This window comes from Pseudoalteromonas sp. DL-6, from assembly GCF_004328665.1.
GTDB lineage: Bacteria > Pseudomonadota > Gammaproteobacteria > Enterobacterales > Alteromonadaceae > Pseudoalteromonas.
This window is the reverse complement of record NZ_CP019770.1, coordinates 2,847,592-2,864,742: the sequence shown is the minus strand read 5'-3', so window position 1 is coordinate 2,864,742 and position 17,151 is coordinate 2,847,592. Positions and strand designations below refer to the sequence as shown.

Below are 17,151 nucleotides of genomic sequence, written 5' to 3'. Positions count from 1 at the left end.
TATTTGCCACAAAGACACGCACTGTATGACGGTTATTCGTTACTCGTCCCTTATTTGAGTATAAGCCTAACTATTAAAAGTTAGTTATAATCCCCGAAAGTTACAAGTTAATAATGAAATAAACATTGTCATTTATCTCAAGTTTATACGCTTTTGTGTTTTCTCAGTCTTTTAAACTAATTTTATACTTAAAACTAGTTGTTCGGTATGAGTCTAACACTGTTTATTGCGCTTTTGTATGTAAAAAACTGATAAAAAGCGCATTAATTTAATAACTTGTTATAAATAATCCTTTTCAATTATTTAATGCCCTTTTTTAAAGGCTGTCAATCAATTAGCGCGGGAATATATAAATAAATTTTACACTATTTACTCAAATCGCATCGATAAATCGATTGATTGTAAATTTTTTGTAAGCGCGCCGCTTGAAATAAAGTCAACCCCAGCTTGCGAGTATGCTTTTAGCGTTTCTAAGGTCATATTGCCTGATACTTCTAATTTAGCGCGCTTATTTGTAATGCTAACCGCTTGGCGTATTTGCTCTGGGTTAAAATTATCTAACATTATAATATCGGCGCCTGCGTTAATGGCTTGCTCTAACTCAGCAAACGATTCAACTTCAACCTCTATAGGTTTATCGGCATGATTTAGCTTAGCTTGAGCTACTGCGTTATTAATTCCTCCGCAGGCTGCTATGTGGTTTTCTTTAATTAAAAACGCATCAAACAAACCAATTCGGTGGTTTGCACCGCCACCACACTTAACTGCGTATTTTTGCAATGCTCTTAGCCCTGGAATGGTTTTACGGGTATCGAGTAGTTGTGTATTAGTACCGCTTAGCTCTTTTACATAATGCGCGGTGGTGGTGGCTGTGCCAGAGAGCGTTTGTACAAAATTAAGTGCTGTACGCTCTGCCGTTAAAATAGCGCGAGCAGAGCCTGATGCGGTGAATAGAGTGCTATTGGCACTAACAAAGTCGCCGTCGTTCACGCATATAGTTACAACCACACTTGGGTCGACTTGCTTGAACACTTCAATGATTAGGTCTTTACCACAAAAAATGCAGTCTTCACGGGTGATCACTTTCGCATTGGCTTGCTCTGCTTGCGGAATAAGCTGTGCGGTAATATCGCCTTGTTCTGCGCTTTGGTGATTTAGGTCTTCATCTAGCGCTAAGGTAACAAGTTGGCTAATTAGGGTATGCGAAATAGACATGAAAAACTCATAATAGATAATAAATTAACTAAATTTTACTCTGTTTAATTACTAAATAGAAGCCGCTAACAACTAAACTAAAAAGCCAGCGCTTAATTAACGCGTTAATCATATTTTATCGTTTGGTATTACGCTATCTTTATGGGCTTAAATCTATTAGCATCTTGATATACATCAATTTTGGTTGATTAACCTGAGCGCTGCGAGCTACGGGTAACGGGATGCGGGTAACGGGCTATGGGCAGCGGGCTACATAAGTTTTAAATAAATAGTATGAAAATAGATTCTTTAGGCGTTATAAATAATATTAGCCAGCGGGCGTGTAGCCATTTTGACGATCGACCTGCTCACTGCGATATTTCGCTGTTGGTTATTCATAATATTTCATTACCTGCAGGGCAGTTTAACACTCCCTACGTTGATGACTTATTTATGGGCAATATTGATTGCAATGCACACCCTAGCTTTACTGATTTAGCAGGGCTTAGAGTGTCAGCGCATTGTTTTATTAAGCGCTGTGGTGAAATTATACAATATGTCCCTTTTGAAAAACGTGCATGGCATGCGGGGCGCTCTTGCTTTGCTGGGCAACAAAATTGTAATGATTTTAGTATAGGTATAGAGCTTGAAGGCACAGATACAACTAACTACACCGATGCGCAATATCAAAGTTTAGCTGCATTGGCGCAGGCTATTATGCAGCGCTACCCAAAAATAACAGCCAGTAATATAGTAGGGCACTGCGATATTGCCCCTGGGCGAAAAACCGACCCTGGGGTTAGTTTTAACTGGCGTAAGTTTTTTAACCTAATTAAATAACTAGGGTCTGTTGACCTTTCAAGGTTAAATTTGCAGCAGTCTGTTTGGTATTTAGGCAAGGCAGCGCCTATGTGGTGTGGTTATTCCCCATAAATAGGCGATAACGTAGCATCAATGCCAAACAGGCGCTGCCCTTCGGGTTCTGCCTAGAGACGATTTACTCTTTGTTGCTCGGTTTTGACTTAGCCCACTAGGTTACAAACCTCGCGCCGCGATTAAATCGCCCCTAGTTTGAACAAATTATAATCCGCAAAGGTCAACAGACCCTAAATTAAGCGAGTAACAACATGATTTTGGTTTCAATAATAATAGCACTGATACTTGAGCGTTTAGGTGCTCGCTCTGCGCATTGGCAAATAAGTCATTATGCCAATGGCTACTTAAATCGCAGTGTTAATTTATTAACGAATAAAGGTTTATTTGGCACGGCTACCGGGTTTTTAATTTGGTTATTACTGCCAGTGATTGCTGTTGGGTGTGTGTATTTTTTATCTGACTTTGCATTGTGGCAGCTTGTTTTTAATGTAGCGGTGTTATTGGTGTGCTTTGGCTGTGCTAAACAGCGTGCTTTGTATAAGTCGTATTTAAATGCACTGACTCGCGGTGATCAAACCGCAGCTACTTTATATGCTTTGCAATTGGGACAAAAGCGCACAGAAGATCAGCAGGGCGGAGAAACCGTTGGGCAAACATTAGCTTGGGTTAATTTCCGGTTTTATTGCGCGGTTATATTTTGGTTTGTGGTATTGGGGGTTGCTGGTGCTGTTTTTTATGCATTAGTACGTACCTTTGCAGACTTAGTCAGTGATAACCGCGATGAAGTGATTGCCAAACACTTTAAGCTCATTCACCGTTTGTTGTTTTGGCTAGACTGGTTACCAGCGCGTATTACTAGTTTTGGTTATTTAGTGATTGGCAACTTTAACAAAGGCACGAGTTGTTGGCTGCGCTACGTGTTTGATTTTTCAAGCCCTAACCGTAAGGTGGTTACTTATACTGCATTAGCCGCCGAGCAAGTTGAAGAGCGCTATTATGGTTGCACCTTTGAAGCTACCTGTATGATTAAACTGGTTAAGCGCAATGTACTTTTTTACTTAGTATTAATTGCCTTAATGACTTTATTTGGCGGTTTAAGTTAAAACTAGGGGTTGGGTCATAGGTATTAGGTGTTAGGTAGAAATTAAGCCAAGCACCTTGTTTAGTTTGGTGTTGGCGGGCTGCGCGAGCAACGGGGGGCGGGCTAAAACCTCTTTACCCCCATCCTCTCTTTGTGTAATAGTTTTTTAAGTAATTTATTTACCACAGAGAATGCTGAGTACACAGAGGAAGTGACAATCAATGGTTGTTCCCCCTGTGGTTCAAAAAATAAATATTAGATCTCTGGCTTTAGGTTCTAGGCACTAGGGGTTACTTTATTTTGGCTTCTCATTTACCCTCATTATCTTCTCTTTGTGTAATAGCTTTTAAGTAATTTATTTACCACAGAGAATGCAGAGTACACAGAGGAAGTGACAATCAATGGTTGTTCCCTCTGTGGAGCGCGAAGCGCCTCTGTGCCCTCTGTGGTTCAAAAAATAAATATTAGATCTCTGGCTTTAGGTTCTAGGTACTGGGGGTTACTTCATTTTGGCTTCTCATTTATCCCTATTATCTTCTCTTTGTGTAATAGTGTTTAAGTAATTTATTTACCACAGAGAATGCTGAGTACACAGAGAAAGTGACAATCAATGGTTGTGCCCTCAGAGGTTCAGAAATAAATATATTTGGTGTTTGGTTTTGGTAGAAACTAAGCACCGTGTTTAGCTTAATGTGGGCGAGCTACGAGCTACAAGCAACGTGGAACGGGCTTAAAACCTTTAACCTCTAACCTAAAACCTCCTCTAAAAGCGCAGCGTCTCTTAATCTCTGTTGTGAATAAATCACTTAAAATATATTTGCACAAAGAGCAAAGAATGAGTGAAAATGAGCAAAAAAACACAGCCTTTCTTTGCTTTTTTATAAATAAATTACTAATTGTGTTTTAATTAATACCAAGCATTATTTTGGCGAACCCCGAACCCCGAACCCCGAACCCCGAACCCCGAACCCCGAACCCCGAACCCCGAAAATCAGCTGGTCTGACCATTTGTTTTTCATCTTATTAACCTTTCTTTATCCTCTGTAATCTGTGTATTATTTGAACTTTGTTTAAATTACGTTACGCTGGCCTTAGGGCTTTAAAACTGCTGTAAATTGACAGTAATTACGGTTTTTGATAACGTATGGCAAAATTTGGTATGACCAATTTACCTTTTGGTCAGGTCATTCAGTTAAAAGCCTTATTTAATGGGCTGCTAGCACTTATACAACGCGGACGTTGATTGATGTCTTTAAAAATTAAAGCGGCAAAATTATCTGATGTTATTTTACAACAACTTGAGAACATGATTCTTGAGGGGTCGTTAGCACCAGGAGAAAAGTTACCACCGGAGCGTGAACTCGCTAAGCAATTTGAAGTGTCGCGTCCGTCGTTGCGTGAAGCCATTCAAAAGCTTGAGGCAAAAGGGCTTGTAACCCGTCGTCAAGGTGGTGGAACGTATGTAAAAAATCAATTGGAAGAGGGACTGACTGATCCGTTGTTTGATTTGATCAGTAAACACCCCGAATCGCAATTTGATTTATTAGAATTTCGTCATGCGCTAGAGGGAATTGCAGCTTATTACGCAGCACTTCGCGGAACAAGCAACGATTTTGCAAAAGTAAAACAGAGCTTTGATCAGATTGCATTAGCTAAAGATGAATTAAAGCAAAAAGCCAAAGCGATTAATGACTTTCATTTTTGCATCGCTGAGGCGTCTCATAACGTAGTGTTACTGCATTTAGTAAGAGGGATGCAAAGCTTACTTGAGCAAAATGTTTTACAAAATTTAACAGTGTTACTTAAAAAGTCAGATATAAGCAGCCAATTAGCCGAACACCGGCGTTTATTAATGGATGCAGTGATTGACGGTAATCCTGAACAAGCTCGCTTAGCGAGTAATGCGCATTTAGCCTATATTGAAGAAGCATTGCTTGAAGCGGGTAAAGAGCATTCGCGAATTGAACGTAGTTTAAGACGCACCAAACAAAATTAAGCAAGTACATTCACTGTTAACTTGATTCAACAGTGAAGTATTCAATACATACATTAGTATTTTAAACATAAGGAAACCTCCATATGTCTGAAGTCAATAAAATTGACGTAGACGCGCTAGAAACACAAGAGTGGTTACAAGCTCTTGAATCGGTTGTGCGCGAAGAAGGTGTTGAACGAGCTCAGTTTTTACTTGAGCAAGTGTTAGAGCAAGCCCGTTTAGACGGTGTTGATATGCCAACAGGCATTAACACAAACTACGTTAATACGATTCCGGTTGATCAAGAACCTGCCTACCCTGGTGATGTAAATCTTGAGCGCCGTATTCGTTCAATTATTCGCTGGAACGCGATTATGATTGTATTGCGTGCATCGAAAAAAGATCTCGACTTAGGCGGCCATATGGCGTCTTACCAATCGTCTGCTGCATTTTATGAGGTGTGTTTTAACCACTTCTTTAAAGCGCCAAATGATGTTGATGGCGGCGATTTAGTATATTACCAAGGTCATATTTCTCCGGGCATTTATGCGCGTGCATTTGTTGAGGGGCGTTTAAGCGCCGAACAACTTGATAATTTCCGTCAGGAAGTAGATGGCAATGGCCTACCTTCTTACCCTCACCCTAAATTAATGCCTGAGTTTTGGCAGTTCCCAACGGTATCTATGGGTTTAGGTCCAATTTCTTCAATTTACCAAGCGCGTTTCTTAAAGTACTTAGATGGTCGTGGCTTAAAAGACACTAAAAACCAACGTGTATACGCGTTCTTAGGTGATGGTGAAATGGATGAGCCAGAATCACGTGGTGCTATCTCTTTTGCTGCGCGTGAGAAGCTAGATAACCTATGTTACTTAATTAACTGTAATCTACAGCGCTTAGATGGCCCTGTAATGGGTAATGGTAAAATCATTCAAGAGCTAGAAGGGCTATTTAAAGGCGCTGGCTGGAATGTTATTAAACTTGTTTGGGGTAGCGGTTGGGATATTCTGCTTGCTAAAGACACCACAGGTAAACTACTACAGCTAATGAACGAAACTGTTGATGGCGATTACCAAACATATAAAGCAAAAGATGGCGCGTACGTACGTGAACATTTCTTTGGTCGTTACCCAGAAACAGCGGCACTTGTTGCTGATATGACCGATGACGAAATTTTTGCGCTTAAGCGTGGTGGTCATGAATCTTCAAAACTTTATGCTGCATTCAAAAAAGCAGAAGAGACTAAAGACCGTCCAACAGTGATCCTTGCTAAAACAGTAAAAGGTTACGGCATGGGTGAAGCGGCTGAAGGTAAAAACATTGCGCACCAAGTTAAGAAAATGGATATGTCGCATGTGGCTCACTTACGCTCACGTTTAGGCTTAGATGATTTAGTATCAGAAGAGCAATTAAAAGAGCTGCCTTACTTAGAGCTTGAAAAAGATTCTCCAGAGTACAAGTACCTACATGCTCGTCGTGATGCGTTACAAGGTTACACGCCAACACGTATCGCTAAGTTCTCTGAAAAATTACAGTTGCCAGAAGTAGATGCGTTTAAGCCGTTACTTGAAGAGCAAAAACGTGATATTTCAACCACTATGGGCTTTGTACGTGCACTTAATATCTTATTAAAAGATAAAGGCATTGGTAAAAACATTGTGCCAATTATTGCCGATGAAGCACGTACTTTTGGTATGGAAGGTTTATTCCGTCAGATCGGTATTTATAATCCGCATGGCCAAAACTACACGCCTCAAGACCGTGATATTGTTTCTTACTACAAAGAAGCAACGTCAGGACAAGTACTACAAGAAGGTATTAACGAGCTAGGTGCAATGTCGTCATGGGTTGCTGCTGCAACATCTTACAGTACCAACGACTTACCGATGATCCCATTCTACATTTACTACTCTATGTTTGGTTTCCAACGTGTTGGTGACATGGCATGGATGGCAGGGGATCAACAAGCACGTGGTTTCTTATTAGGTGCTACAGCGGGTCGTACAACGCTAAATGGTGAAGGCTTACAGCACGAAGATGGCCACAGCCACATTCTTGCAAACACGGTACCTAACTGTATTTCTTACGATCCTACTTATGCATTTGAAGTAGCGGTTATCGTGCAAGACGGTATTCGTCGTATGTACGGTGAAGATCAAGAAAACATTTACTACTATCTAACGCTAATGAACGAAAATTACCATCAGCCAGCAATGCCAGAAGGCGCTGAAGAAGGTATTCGTAAAGGTATCTACAAGCTAGAAAGCTACGAAGGTAAAAAAGCCAACGTACAGCTATTAAGCTCAGGTACTATCATGACTGAAGTGCGTAAAGCGGCGACAATTTTAAGCGAAGAGTTTGGTATTGCGTCTGATGTTTACTCAGTAACTTCATTCAATGAACTTACCCGTGATGGACAAGATGTTGAACGTTTCAACATGCTTAACCCAGAAAGCGAGCAAAAAACGCCATACATCACTAGCGTATTAAACGATTCAGTAACTGTTGCTGCAACGGATTACATGAAAAACTACGCAGAACAAGCGCGTTCATTTATTCCAAGCAATAACTACAAAGTATTGGGTACAGATGGTTACGGTCGTTCAGACAGCCGTGAAAACCTACGTCGTCACTTTGAAGTTAACGCAAGCTACGTGGTAGTTGCGACATTATCTGAACTTGCTAAACGTGGTGAAGTTGAAAAGTCAGTGGTTGTTGAAGCAATTAAAAAATTCAACATCGACACTAACAAACTAAATCCACTGTACGCATAAGAGGTTTGCAATGAGTATTGAAATTAAAGTACCTGATATCGGTGGCGATGAAGTAGAAGTAACCGAAATACTAGTGAGCGTTGGCGATAAAGTTGAAGTTGACCAATCACTATTAAGTGTTGAAGGCGATAAAGCTGCGATGGAAGTACCTGCTGAACAAGCGGGTACGGTAAAAGAAATTAAAGTAAATGTGGGCGATACAGTAACCACAGGCACTTTAGTGTTCATATTTGAAGGTGAAGCGCAAGACTCTGGTGCTGACTCTAAAGCAGCTGAAAAAACCGAAGAAGCAGCCCCTGCTGCATCATCGGGCTCATCAACCAAAGAAGTGACTGTGCCAGATATTGGCGATGACGAAGTTGAAGTGACTGAAGTGATGGTTGCGGTTGGCGATAGCGTAGAAGAAGAGCAATCTATCTTAAACGTTGAAGGCGATAAAGCCGCCATGGAAGTACCTGCACCATTTGCTGGCACCGTAAAAGAAATTAAAGTAAATACTGGTGACAAAGTGAAAACGGGCTCATTAGTGTTTGTTTTTGAAGTCGCTGGTGGTGATAACGACACTGCACCTGCAAGTGATTCAAAAACGCAAGAGAAGCCTGCTGAAAAAGCTGCTTCATCTAAAGCGTCAGCATCAAGCACAAAAGAAGTTAGCGTACCGGATATTGGTGACGACGAAGTTGAAGTAACCGAAGTCATGGTTGCGGTTGGCGATAGCGTAGAAGAAGAGCAATCTATCTTAAACGTTGAGGGCGATAAAGCCGCCATGGAAGTACCAGCACCGTTTGCAGGTACTGTAAAAGAAATTAAAGTGGCAACAGGCGATAAAGTTAAAACGGGTTCCCTGATTTTTGTATTTGAAGTAGCAGGTAGCACGCCAAGTGACGCGCCTGCAAAACAAAATGAGCCAAAGGCTGAATCTAAGCCAGCAGCTCAAGCAGAGTCAAAACCAACTGCTGCGCCTGAAAAAGCAAGTGCTGAGAGCTTTGAAAACAACAGCGCTTATGCTCATGCATCGCCCGTTGTTCGTCGTTTAGCACGTGAGTTTGGTATTAACCTTGCGAACGTAAAAGGCACAGGTCGTAAAAACCGTGTTGTTAAAGAAGACGTGCAAAACTATGTTAAGCAACTGGTTAAGCAAGTTGAATCTGGTCAAGTACCTGCAGCTAAAGGCAATGCCGGTGGCGGTGAGCTTGGTTTAATTCCATGGCCAAAAGTTGATTTTGCTAAGTTTGGTGAAATTGAAGAGAAAAAACTTTCTCGTATTCAAAAGCTGTCAGGTAAAAACCTACATCGTAACTGGGTGCAAATCCCACATGTTACTCAGTTTGATGAAGCGGATATCACGAGTCTTGAGCAATTCCGTAAAGAGCAAAATGCCCTTAACGAGAAGAAAAAGCTAGGTGTTAAAATTACGCCACTCGTGTTTGTAATGAAAGCAGCAGCTAAAGCGCTTGCTGAGTTCCCTACATTTAACTCATCGCTTTCTGAGGATGGCGAAAGCTTAATCCTTAAAAAGTACATTAACATTGGTGTAGCGGTTGATACCCCGAATGGCTTAGTTGTACCAGTGTTTAAAGATGTTGATAAAAAAGGCATTATTGAACTCTCTCGTGAACTAATGGACGTGTCTGTTAAGGCGCGTGATGGCAAGCTAAGTTCATCAGATATGCAAGGTGGTTGTTTTACTATTTCAAGCCTAGGTGGTATTGGCGGTACGGCATTTACGCCGATTGTGAATGCGCCTGAGGTGGCTATTTTAGGTGTGTCAAAATCTGAGATGAAGCCTAAGTGGAATGGTAAAGAGTTTGAACCTAAGCTAATGGTTCCGCTTTCAATGTCTTACGACCATAGAGTGATTGACGGTGCACTTGCTGCACGCTTTACTGTTACTCTTGCAAGTTACATGAGTGATATACGCCAGTTAGTGATGTAATTACTACAGAGTGAATAAAATCAAATCCCAGCCAGTTGTTTTTAGCTGGGATTTTTATCATTTGCAATGATACAATATTTGCACAAATGCCCTTTTCTGCCTTGCAGAAACATGGCAGTTAAATTTTGGGGCTGTGTCCCGTTCAAACAATAAAGGTAATAGCATGAGCAACGAATTAAAAACTCAAGTTGTTGTACTAGGCGGTGGTCCTGGTGGTTACTCTGCGGCTTTTCGCGCTGCTGACTTGGGCTTAGAAGTTACATTAGTAGAATCTCGCGAGACATTAGGCGGTGTATGTCTTAATGTTGGTTGTATTCCTTCTAAAGCACTTTTACACGTAGCTAAAGTGATTGATGATGCTGCAGAAATGTCATCTCACGGCGTTACTTTTGGCGCACCAAAAATTGACTTAGATGAAGTTCGTTCTTGGAAAGAGTCTGTTGTTGGCCAACTTACTAGTGGCTTAGACGGCATGGCTAAAATGCGTAAAGTAAAAGTTGTATCTGGTTACGGTAAATTTACTGGTAGCAACACTTTAGATGTTGAAGGCGCTGACGGTAAAACAACCATTACCTTTGATAACGCAATTATTGCTGCGGGTTCTAAACCTGTAAACTTACCTTTCATCCCAGAAGATGATCGCGTTATTGATTCAACGGGCGCGTTAGAGCTTAAAGATGTTCCTGAAAAGCTACTCGTTTTAGGTGGTGGTATTATCGGTCTAGAAATGGGTACGGTTTACCGCGCACTAGGTTCTGCAATTGATGTTGTAGAATTTGCAGACCAACTTGTTCCTGCTGCTGATAAAGACATCATGAAAGTTTACCAAAAGCATGTTAAAGATAAATTTAACGTGATGCTTTCAACTAAAGTAACTGGCGTTGAGGCAAAAGACGACGGTTTATATGTTACGTTTGAAGGCAAAAATGCGCCAGCAGAACCAGTACGTTACGACAAAGTACTTGTTGCTGTAGGTCGTACACCAAATGGTAACTTATTAGACGCTGACAAAGCTGGTGTAAATGTTGATGAGCGTGGCTTTATCAACGTTGATAAGCAACTTAAAACAAACGTAGATCATATCTATGCAATTGGTGACTTAATTGGCCAGCCTATGCTTGCGCATAAAGCGGTTCATGAAGGCCATGTTGCTGCTGAAGTTATCTCTGGTAAAAAACATTACTTTGATCCTAAGTGTATTCCTTCGGTCGCTTACACTGACCCAGAAATTGCTTGGGCAGGTGTAACTGAAAAAGAAGCGAAAGAGCAAGGTTTAAGCATCGAAACAGCTGTATTCCCTTGGGCTGCATCGGGTCGAGCTATTGCTTCTTCACGTACTGAAGGTTCTACTAAGCTTATTTTTGATAAAGAAAGCGGCCGTATTATCGGTGGTGCTATGATTGGTATTAACGCAGGCGAAATGCTGGGCGAAATCGGTCTAGGTATTGAAATGGGTGCAGATGGTGAAGACCTAGCGCTGACAATTCATGCTCACCCAACATTGAACGAATCAATCGGCCTTGCTGCTGAAATTTTTGAAGGTTCAATCACTGATTTACCAAACAAAAAAGCAGTTAAAAAGAAGAAGTAATTTCTTTTAGTTAATCGCGATAAAAAACCCAAGCCTCGGCTTGGGTTTTTTGTTTTTATAGCCTCAGCGTTTAGCAAAAGATTGCTCTGTGTAGCGCAGCGTCTCAATGGTGCAAAAAAGGTTAAAGGATGTCGAGCAAAGGGCTTAAAACCTCAAAATTAAACCTGCGCGAGGTAAACTCCCGTCAACAATATAAAAATTGTGTTTGCAAAGAGCCCAGTGTTTTATTTTACTATCTGCCCGCTGCCCGCTGCCCGCTGCCCGCTGCCCGCTGCCCGCTGCCCGCTGCCCGCTGCCCGCTGCCCGCTGCCCGCTGCCCGCTGCCCGCTGCCCGCTGCCCGCTGCCCGCTGCCCGCTGCCCGCTGCCCGCTGCCCGCTGCCCGCTGCCCGCTGCCCGCTGCCCGCTGCCCGCTGCCCGCTGCCCGCTGATATCTATTTTCTTTTATTTTAGCTACAATGCGCAGCCATCAGTTTATAGGTAATTAACCACAGTGACCCAGAGTTTAAAAAATTCAGTTTTAGCATTACGTGCCCAGCAAATAAGTGAATCTCGACGTGAGTTTAATGCCCGTGGTGGAAAAATGGATCGCTGTGAACAATGCTTAATTGCCAAGCATTACTGTATTTGTGAGGGCGCTGAGTACGCAAGCTGCGATGCTGCTGTATGTTTATTGATGTATCACAATGAAAGTTTTAAACCGTCTAACACTGGGCGTTTAATTGCGGAAATAGTGCCTGATAATTATGCGTTTCGTTGGGATAGAACCTCCCCAGATCCGGCATTGTTAGCCTTGTTGAATAATGATAAGTATCAGCCTTTTGTGATTTTTCCGGCTGAAGATGTTGAAACTGATAGGGTGGTAACCCAGGTTGAAACGTTTGCAGGTAAACAGCCATTGTTTATATTTTTAGATGGTACATGGCGTGAAGCTAAAAAAATGATCCGCAAAAGTCCTTATTTAGATAATTTGCCCGTGCTTTCTATTACCGCAGAAAAACTCTCAGATTACCGATTACGTGTAGCACCCCATGCTCACCAGTTAGGTACGGCAGAGGTGGCTATTATGGTATTAGCATTAGCGAATGAGGTTGATGCAAGTACTAAATTAGAGCAGCATTTTATTAAGTTTCGCGACGCCTATTTACTCGGTAAGCGTAACAAAGGCAGGCCGGAATAAAGTGCAGGGTATTAATACGAAAAAGCTGGATTTAATGCTTGTTCATAGTTTGAATATATATAATTCTGGCTGACCGCTGATTTTCAGGCAAAAGAAAAGCGCGAACCATCTCTAGTCGCGCTTGCGGAATCTTCTAACTTTGTTGCATCCTGCAATTGAACCTAATCAACTCCAATTTTTACGTTCCGTGTTATTACAATATTACTTTCTAGTTCTATGTAATATAGGCTATCCGAGCCTGTCTCCCTAAATCCCTGAAACATCCTGTAAGGTAAAATCTATTACCAATCCTTATTGCACATCCGAGTGCATTTCCATTGTTATCATTCCATTGTGTTGCCTTAAAGGCCTGTCCTTTTATTCCCTATCCTTTATAAACAACTATTCCGGTGTTGTTATCCATTACGCATCATCCTGATGCTATCCCTTATGCAACAATCCATTGCGATACTCATCCTGAGCCTGTCCTTAAATCCCTGTTATCCTAAAAACCAAACCTTGGTACTCGAGTAGTTAGTCCGTTTCCATTTACTCGGTAAGCGTCGTTGCTTATTTATGGGTTAATTATAGAGAGTGATTTGCAGTAAATGTAGGATAAAACCGCTTATGGTTTATGTTCTTACAAATGAAATATATTTAAATAACTTAAAATACAATAGCTTAGTTTGTTTTTAGGGTGTTGTGCAGGGTGTTTTTACTCATTTGCTGTCATAAGCGTAAGAGATATCTTACAGGGGTTTTCTTTTTTGGGCGTATTTATCACTAAGTAATTATATAAAGTGTGCACTTTTTGGTTCATCGCGGTAAAATTAATGATAATAATTATTAATCAGGTAAGAAAATATGAAAAAAACACTCGCGCTTGTTGTTGGGTTAATTATCTCAGCACCTGCTGTTGCAACAGATGTTGTGAATATTTACTCATTTAGACAACCTTTTTTAATTAAACCTATTTTAGATGATTTTACACAGCAAACAGGCATTAAAACCAATGTGGTGTTTGCTAAAAAAGGCTTAATAGAACGTGTTAAGCGTGAAGGTAAGCATAGCAAAGCAGATTTAGTATTAACCTCTAATTTTAGTGCGTTAATTCAGTTAGAAGAGCTAAAGCTAACGCAAACTATTGAGAGTGAAAACGTTAATAATAATGTGCCGGCTGCATTTCGTGATGGCGATGGCCAGTGGGTGGCACTCACTAAGCGAGTACGTAACGTTTACTCTTCAAAAGAGCGCTTAGGTCCATTGCCTGAGCTGAGTTATGAAGATTTAGCTAAACCTGAATATAAAGGTCAAATCTGTACTCGCTCTGGTAAGCACCCGTACAACTTAGGGTTAGTGGCTTCTATGATTGCTCATCATGGTGAAGCGCAGACTAAAACATGGCTAGAGGGTGTAAAAGCGAATTTAGCGCGTAAGCCGCAGGGAAATGACCGTGCGCAAGTTAAAGCCGTTAAAGAAGGTTTATGTAATTTAGCCTTAGGTAACAGTTACTACTTAGGTAAAATGTTGCAAGATGAAGCGCAAAAACCATGGGCAGATGCGGTTAATATTAATTTTCCAAACCAAACTAACCGTGGTTCGCATATTAACGTATCGGGTGCGGTAATTACTAAGTATGCTAAAAACCCTGAAAATGCCTTGAAACTCATAGAGTATATGACCGACAATAAGGCGCAAAATATGTATGCCTCGCTCAATATGGAGTATCCGGTTAAGCCAGGTGTTAAGCTTTCAAGTTTGGTTGCATCGTGGGGAAGCTTTAAGGAAGACAGCTTACCGCTTGATGAAATTAGCAAATATCGTCCGTTAGCCCTTAAGCTAATTGATGAGGTGAAGTTCGATCTTTAATGACTTATAAATTTCAGCTGTCGAAGTGGCAGCTTATTGCGTGGTCGACTGGTTTGTTACTGTCGACCCCGTTGTTTTTTCTACTAGTAGAATCTTTACAAGGCGACTCAGAGGTATTTACTCACCTGTGGAATACCGTGCTGTGGGACTATATAAGTAATACCGTATTACTGGTTTTAGGTGTAGGGTTACTTAGCTGTCTTATTGCGTTACCACTGGGTTGGCTCACCGCTTATTGCCGTTTTCCTGGCAAACAACAGTTTGAATGGGCATTGATGTTGCCGCTTGCAATGCCTACCTATATTATTGCTTATGTATATACCGATTTACTCGACTACGCGGGGCCGGTACAAATAACACTTAGAGAGTGGTTTGGTTGGCAGTCACCTAGTGATTACTGGTTTTTTGATATACGCACTCTGCCAGGGGCTATCATCATGATTGCGCTGGTACTCTATCCGTATTTATATTTAATTTTTAAAACTGCACTACGTGAACAATCCTTTAAGTTAGTCCAAGCAAGCCAGTTAATGGGATTAAGTGCATGGAAAAGCTTTTTTAAAGTAAGCTTGGTGCTTTCTCGTGGTGCTATTGTTGCTGCGCTGGCTTTGATCAGTATGGAAACCATGGCTGATTTTGCTACCGTTAGCTACTTTGCAGTCAGTACACTAACCACCGCAGTATACGATACCTGGTTTGGTTATTATTCATTAACTGCAGCAGCAAAAATTTCAGGGGTGATGTTGTTACTGCTGTTCTTAGCATTGATCACCGAGCGTTTTAGCCGTCGTAACCAAGCTGTATTTGAACGTCAATCGAGCGTGAACAGCGAGGCGCTTTATATCCTAAAAGGTAAGTCTGCATGGTTAGCAACGGGATTTTGTAGCCTTATTTTAATAATCTCATTTATTATTCCTATGTTTGTATTACTTAAATATGCAGTGATGTATTTTGACCAAGCGTGGAATAGTGAATTTTTTAGCTATGCATGGCAAAGTTTAAAAGTGGCTGCAGTGGTTAGTGCAGTGACGATAACACTGAGTGTTTTAGTGGTGTTTTATCAGCGCATTGCAAAACAAGCAAACCCACTTATACCTGGGCGTTTAGCAAGTACGGGGTATGCGTTACCAGGTACAGTATTAGCGATTGCGGTATTGTTGCCACTCACATTATTAGAAAATACCATTAACCGCATTCTGACTCCTTATGATTTAGATATTGGTTTATTACTAACTGGCAGCTTACTCACTATTATTTTTGCTTATATAGTGCGGTTTTATGCCGTGGCTCATGGTGCCATAGAATCAAGCTTTTCACGTATTAGCCCCTCGCTTGATATGGCAAGTCAGTCAATGGGGAAAAGCCAAGGCCGCACATTACGCTTAGTGCATTTGCCTTTATTGCGCCGAGGCTTATTAACCGCAGGTTTATTGGTCTTTATTGAGTGTATGAAAGAGCTGCCCGCAGCCTTACTGCTAAGGCCTTTTGACTTTGAAAGCTTAGCAACGCACGTGTTTCAATATGTCAGTGACGAACAATTAGAGCTGGCCTCTATATCGGCTTTATTTATAGTGGTGGTGGGCTTTATTCCGTTATATTTTATTAACCGTTCAATGGAGCAACGTAGTTAAATGAGTAGTTTGATTTTACAAGGCGTGAGCTATGCATATAACGGGACTAAGGTTGTAGATGATTTAGACTTAACCTTAGGCAAAGACGAAATAGTGTGTTTACTCGGTGCCAGTGGCTGCGGCAAAACCACCACGCTTAAAGCCATTGCAGGATTAATTGAGGCCAAGCAAGGACAGGTATTTATTGATGGTAAATTAGTCAGTGATGCCAATACGTTTGTGTCACCAGAGCATCGTAATATTGGTATGATGTTTCAAGACTACGCACTATTCCCACATTTAACGGTAGCGAATAATATTGGCTTTGGTCTAAGCGGTATGAGCAAAGCGGATAAACAAGCTCGCGTGGATGAAATGTTAAAGCTTGTGCATTTGGTTGGCTGCGCCGATAGGTACCCACATCAACTCTCTGGTGGTCAACAGCAGCGGGTAGCGATTGCACGTGCATTAGCTTATAAACCCAGTTTACTCTTGTTAGATGAGCCGTTTTCTAATATTGATACCCAAGTCCGATTTGAATTAATCGCCGATATTAGGCGTATTATTAAAGCTCAGCAAGTGTCGGCAGTGTTTGTTACTCACTCAAAAGAAGAGGCGTTTGCATTTTCAGATACGCTTGCGGTTATGCATCAAGGTAAAATTGCGCAGCAAGGCACGCCAGAGCAGCTTTTTGCCAAACCAAGTTCAAAGGAGGTTGCAGAATTTCTGGGTCAGGGCATATACTTAAGCGCAACTGTATTAACAGCAACTGAATATAAAACACAGTTTGGTGTGGTTAAATCAATACTGCCACAGCAATGCGCAGTGGCTAAAAAGGGTGTTATTTATGTGCGCCCACATCAACTTGAACTTGCCAGTAATAATGATAACGAGCTGGAGTGTGAGTGCGTAACTATACTAAGTAGTCGCTTTATTGGCTCTGCTTATGTATACACTGTGGTTATTGCTGAACAAGAAATAGAAGTTGCAGCTCAGTATGGCCAGTCATTTGAAATTAATGAACAGGTTATAATAAAAATAAAACCGCACACGGTGAATTTTTTTGAATCGTAATTAATCACTGTGTTTTG

The 17,151-nt window shown here is 41.3% G+C and carries 11 protein-coding genes; 10 read left to right on the top strand and 1 reads right to left on the bottom strand.

Features of this window, described 5'->3' with window-relative positions; translation table 11 throughout:
* Positions 1–369 precede the first annotated feature (369 nt).
* Positions 370–1,215 (bottom strand): carboxylating nicotinate-nucleotide diphosphorylase, encoded by an 846-nt coding sequence (gene nadC / locus B1F84_RS13375; RefSeq protein WP_131691707.1) that lies wholly within the window; start codon positions 1,213–1,215, stop codon positions 370–372.
* A gap of 273 nt (positions 1,216–1,488) precedes the next feature.
* On the opposite strand from nadC, the gene ampD reads away from it, so the two are divergent.
* From ampD to B1F84_RS13315, 10 genes are all read left to right on the top strand, one after another.
* The gene (ampD, locus tag B1F84_RS13370; RefSeq protein ID WP_131691706.1) at positions 1,489–2,034 is read left to right on the top strand and encodes a 1,6-anhydro-N-acetylmuramyl-L-alanine amidase AmpD; all 546 of its coding nucleotides are present in this window, start codon (positions 1,489–1,491) and stop codon (positions 2,032–2,034) included.
* 287 nt (positions 2,035–2,321) lie between these two features.
* Positions 2,322–3,173: a beta-lactamase regulator AmpE gene (ampE, locus tag B1F84_RS13360; RefSeq protein ID WP_131691705.1), complete on the top strand. Its 852-nt coding sequence runs from the start codon at positions 2,322–2,324 to the stop codon at positions 3,171–3,173.
* A 1,224-nt stretch (positions 3,174–4,397) separates the two neighbouring features.
* Positions 4,398–5,147 (top strand): pyruvate dehydrogenase complex transcriptional repressor PdhR, encoded by a 750-nt coding sequence (pdhR, locus tag B1F84_RS13355; RefSeq protein WP_008114937.1) that lies wholly within the window; start codon positions 4,398–4,400, stop codon positions 5,145–5,147.
* A gap of 83 nt (positions 5,148–5,230) precedes the next feature.
* Positions 5,231–7,897: a pyruvate dehydrogenase (acetyl-transferring), homodimeric type gene (gene aceE, locus B1F84_RS13350; RefSeq protein ID WP_131691704.1), complete on the top strand. Its 2,667-nt coding sequence runs from the start codon at positions 5,231–5,233 to the stop codon at positions 7,895–7,897.
* A gap of 10 nt (positions 7,898–7,907) precedes the next feature.
* The gene (gene aceF / locus B1F84_RS13345) at positions 7,908–9,833 is read left to right on the top strand and encodes a pyruvate dehydrogenase complex dihydrolipoyllysine-residue acetyltransferase (protein ID WP_131691703.1); all 1,926 of its coding nucleotides are present in this window, start codon (positions 7,908–7,910) and stop codon (positions 9,831–9,833) included.
* A 163-nt stretch (positions 9,834–9,996) separates the two neighbouring features.
* Complete coding sequence (gene lpdA / locus B1F84_RS13340; RefSeq protein WP_131691702.1) at positions 9,997–11,424, top strand: dihydrolipoyl dehydrogenase; 1,428 nt, start codon at positions 9,997–9,999, stop codon at positions 11,422–11,424.
* A 491-nt stretch (positions 11,425–11,915) separates the two neighbouring features.
* Positions 11,916–12,602, top strand: coding sequence for a DTW domain-containing protein (locus B1F84_RS13330; protein ID WP_131691700.1), 687 nt, complete (start codon positions 11,916–11,918; stop codon positions 12,600–12,602).
* Positions 12,603–13,445: 843 nt separating this feature from the next.
* Positions 13,446–14,450 (top strand): Fe(3+) ABC transporter substrate-binding protein, encoded by a 1,005-nt coding sequence (locus tag B1F84_RS13325; RefSeq protein ID WP_008466451.1) that lies wholly within the window; start codon positions 13,446–13,448, stop codon positions 14,448–14,450.
* A complete protein-coding gene (locus tag B1F84_RS13320) occupies positions 14,450–16,081 on the top strand; it encodes an iron ABC transporter permease (protein WP_036933451.1) in 1,632 nt (543 codons plus the stop codon). Before B1F84_RS13325 ends, B1F84_RS13320 begins: the two co-directional genes overlap by 1 nt.
* Complete coding sequence (locus B1F84_RS13315) at positions 16,082–17,134, top strand: ABC transporter ATP-binding protein (protein ID WP_131691699.1); 1,053 nt, start codon at positions 16,082–16,084, stop codon at positions 17,132–17,134.
* Positions 17,135–17,151 lie beyond the last annotated feature (17 nt).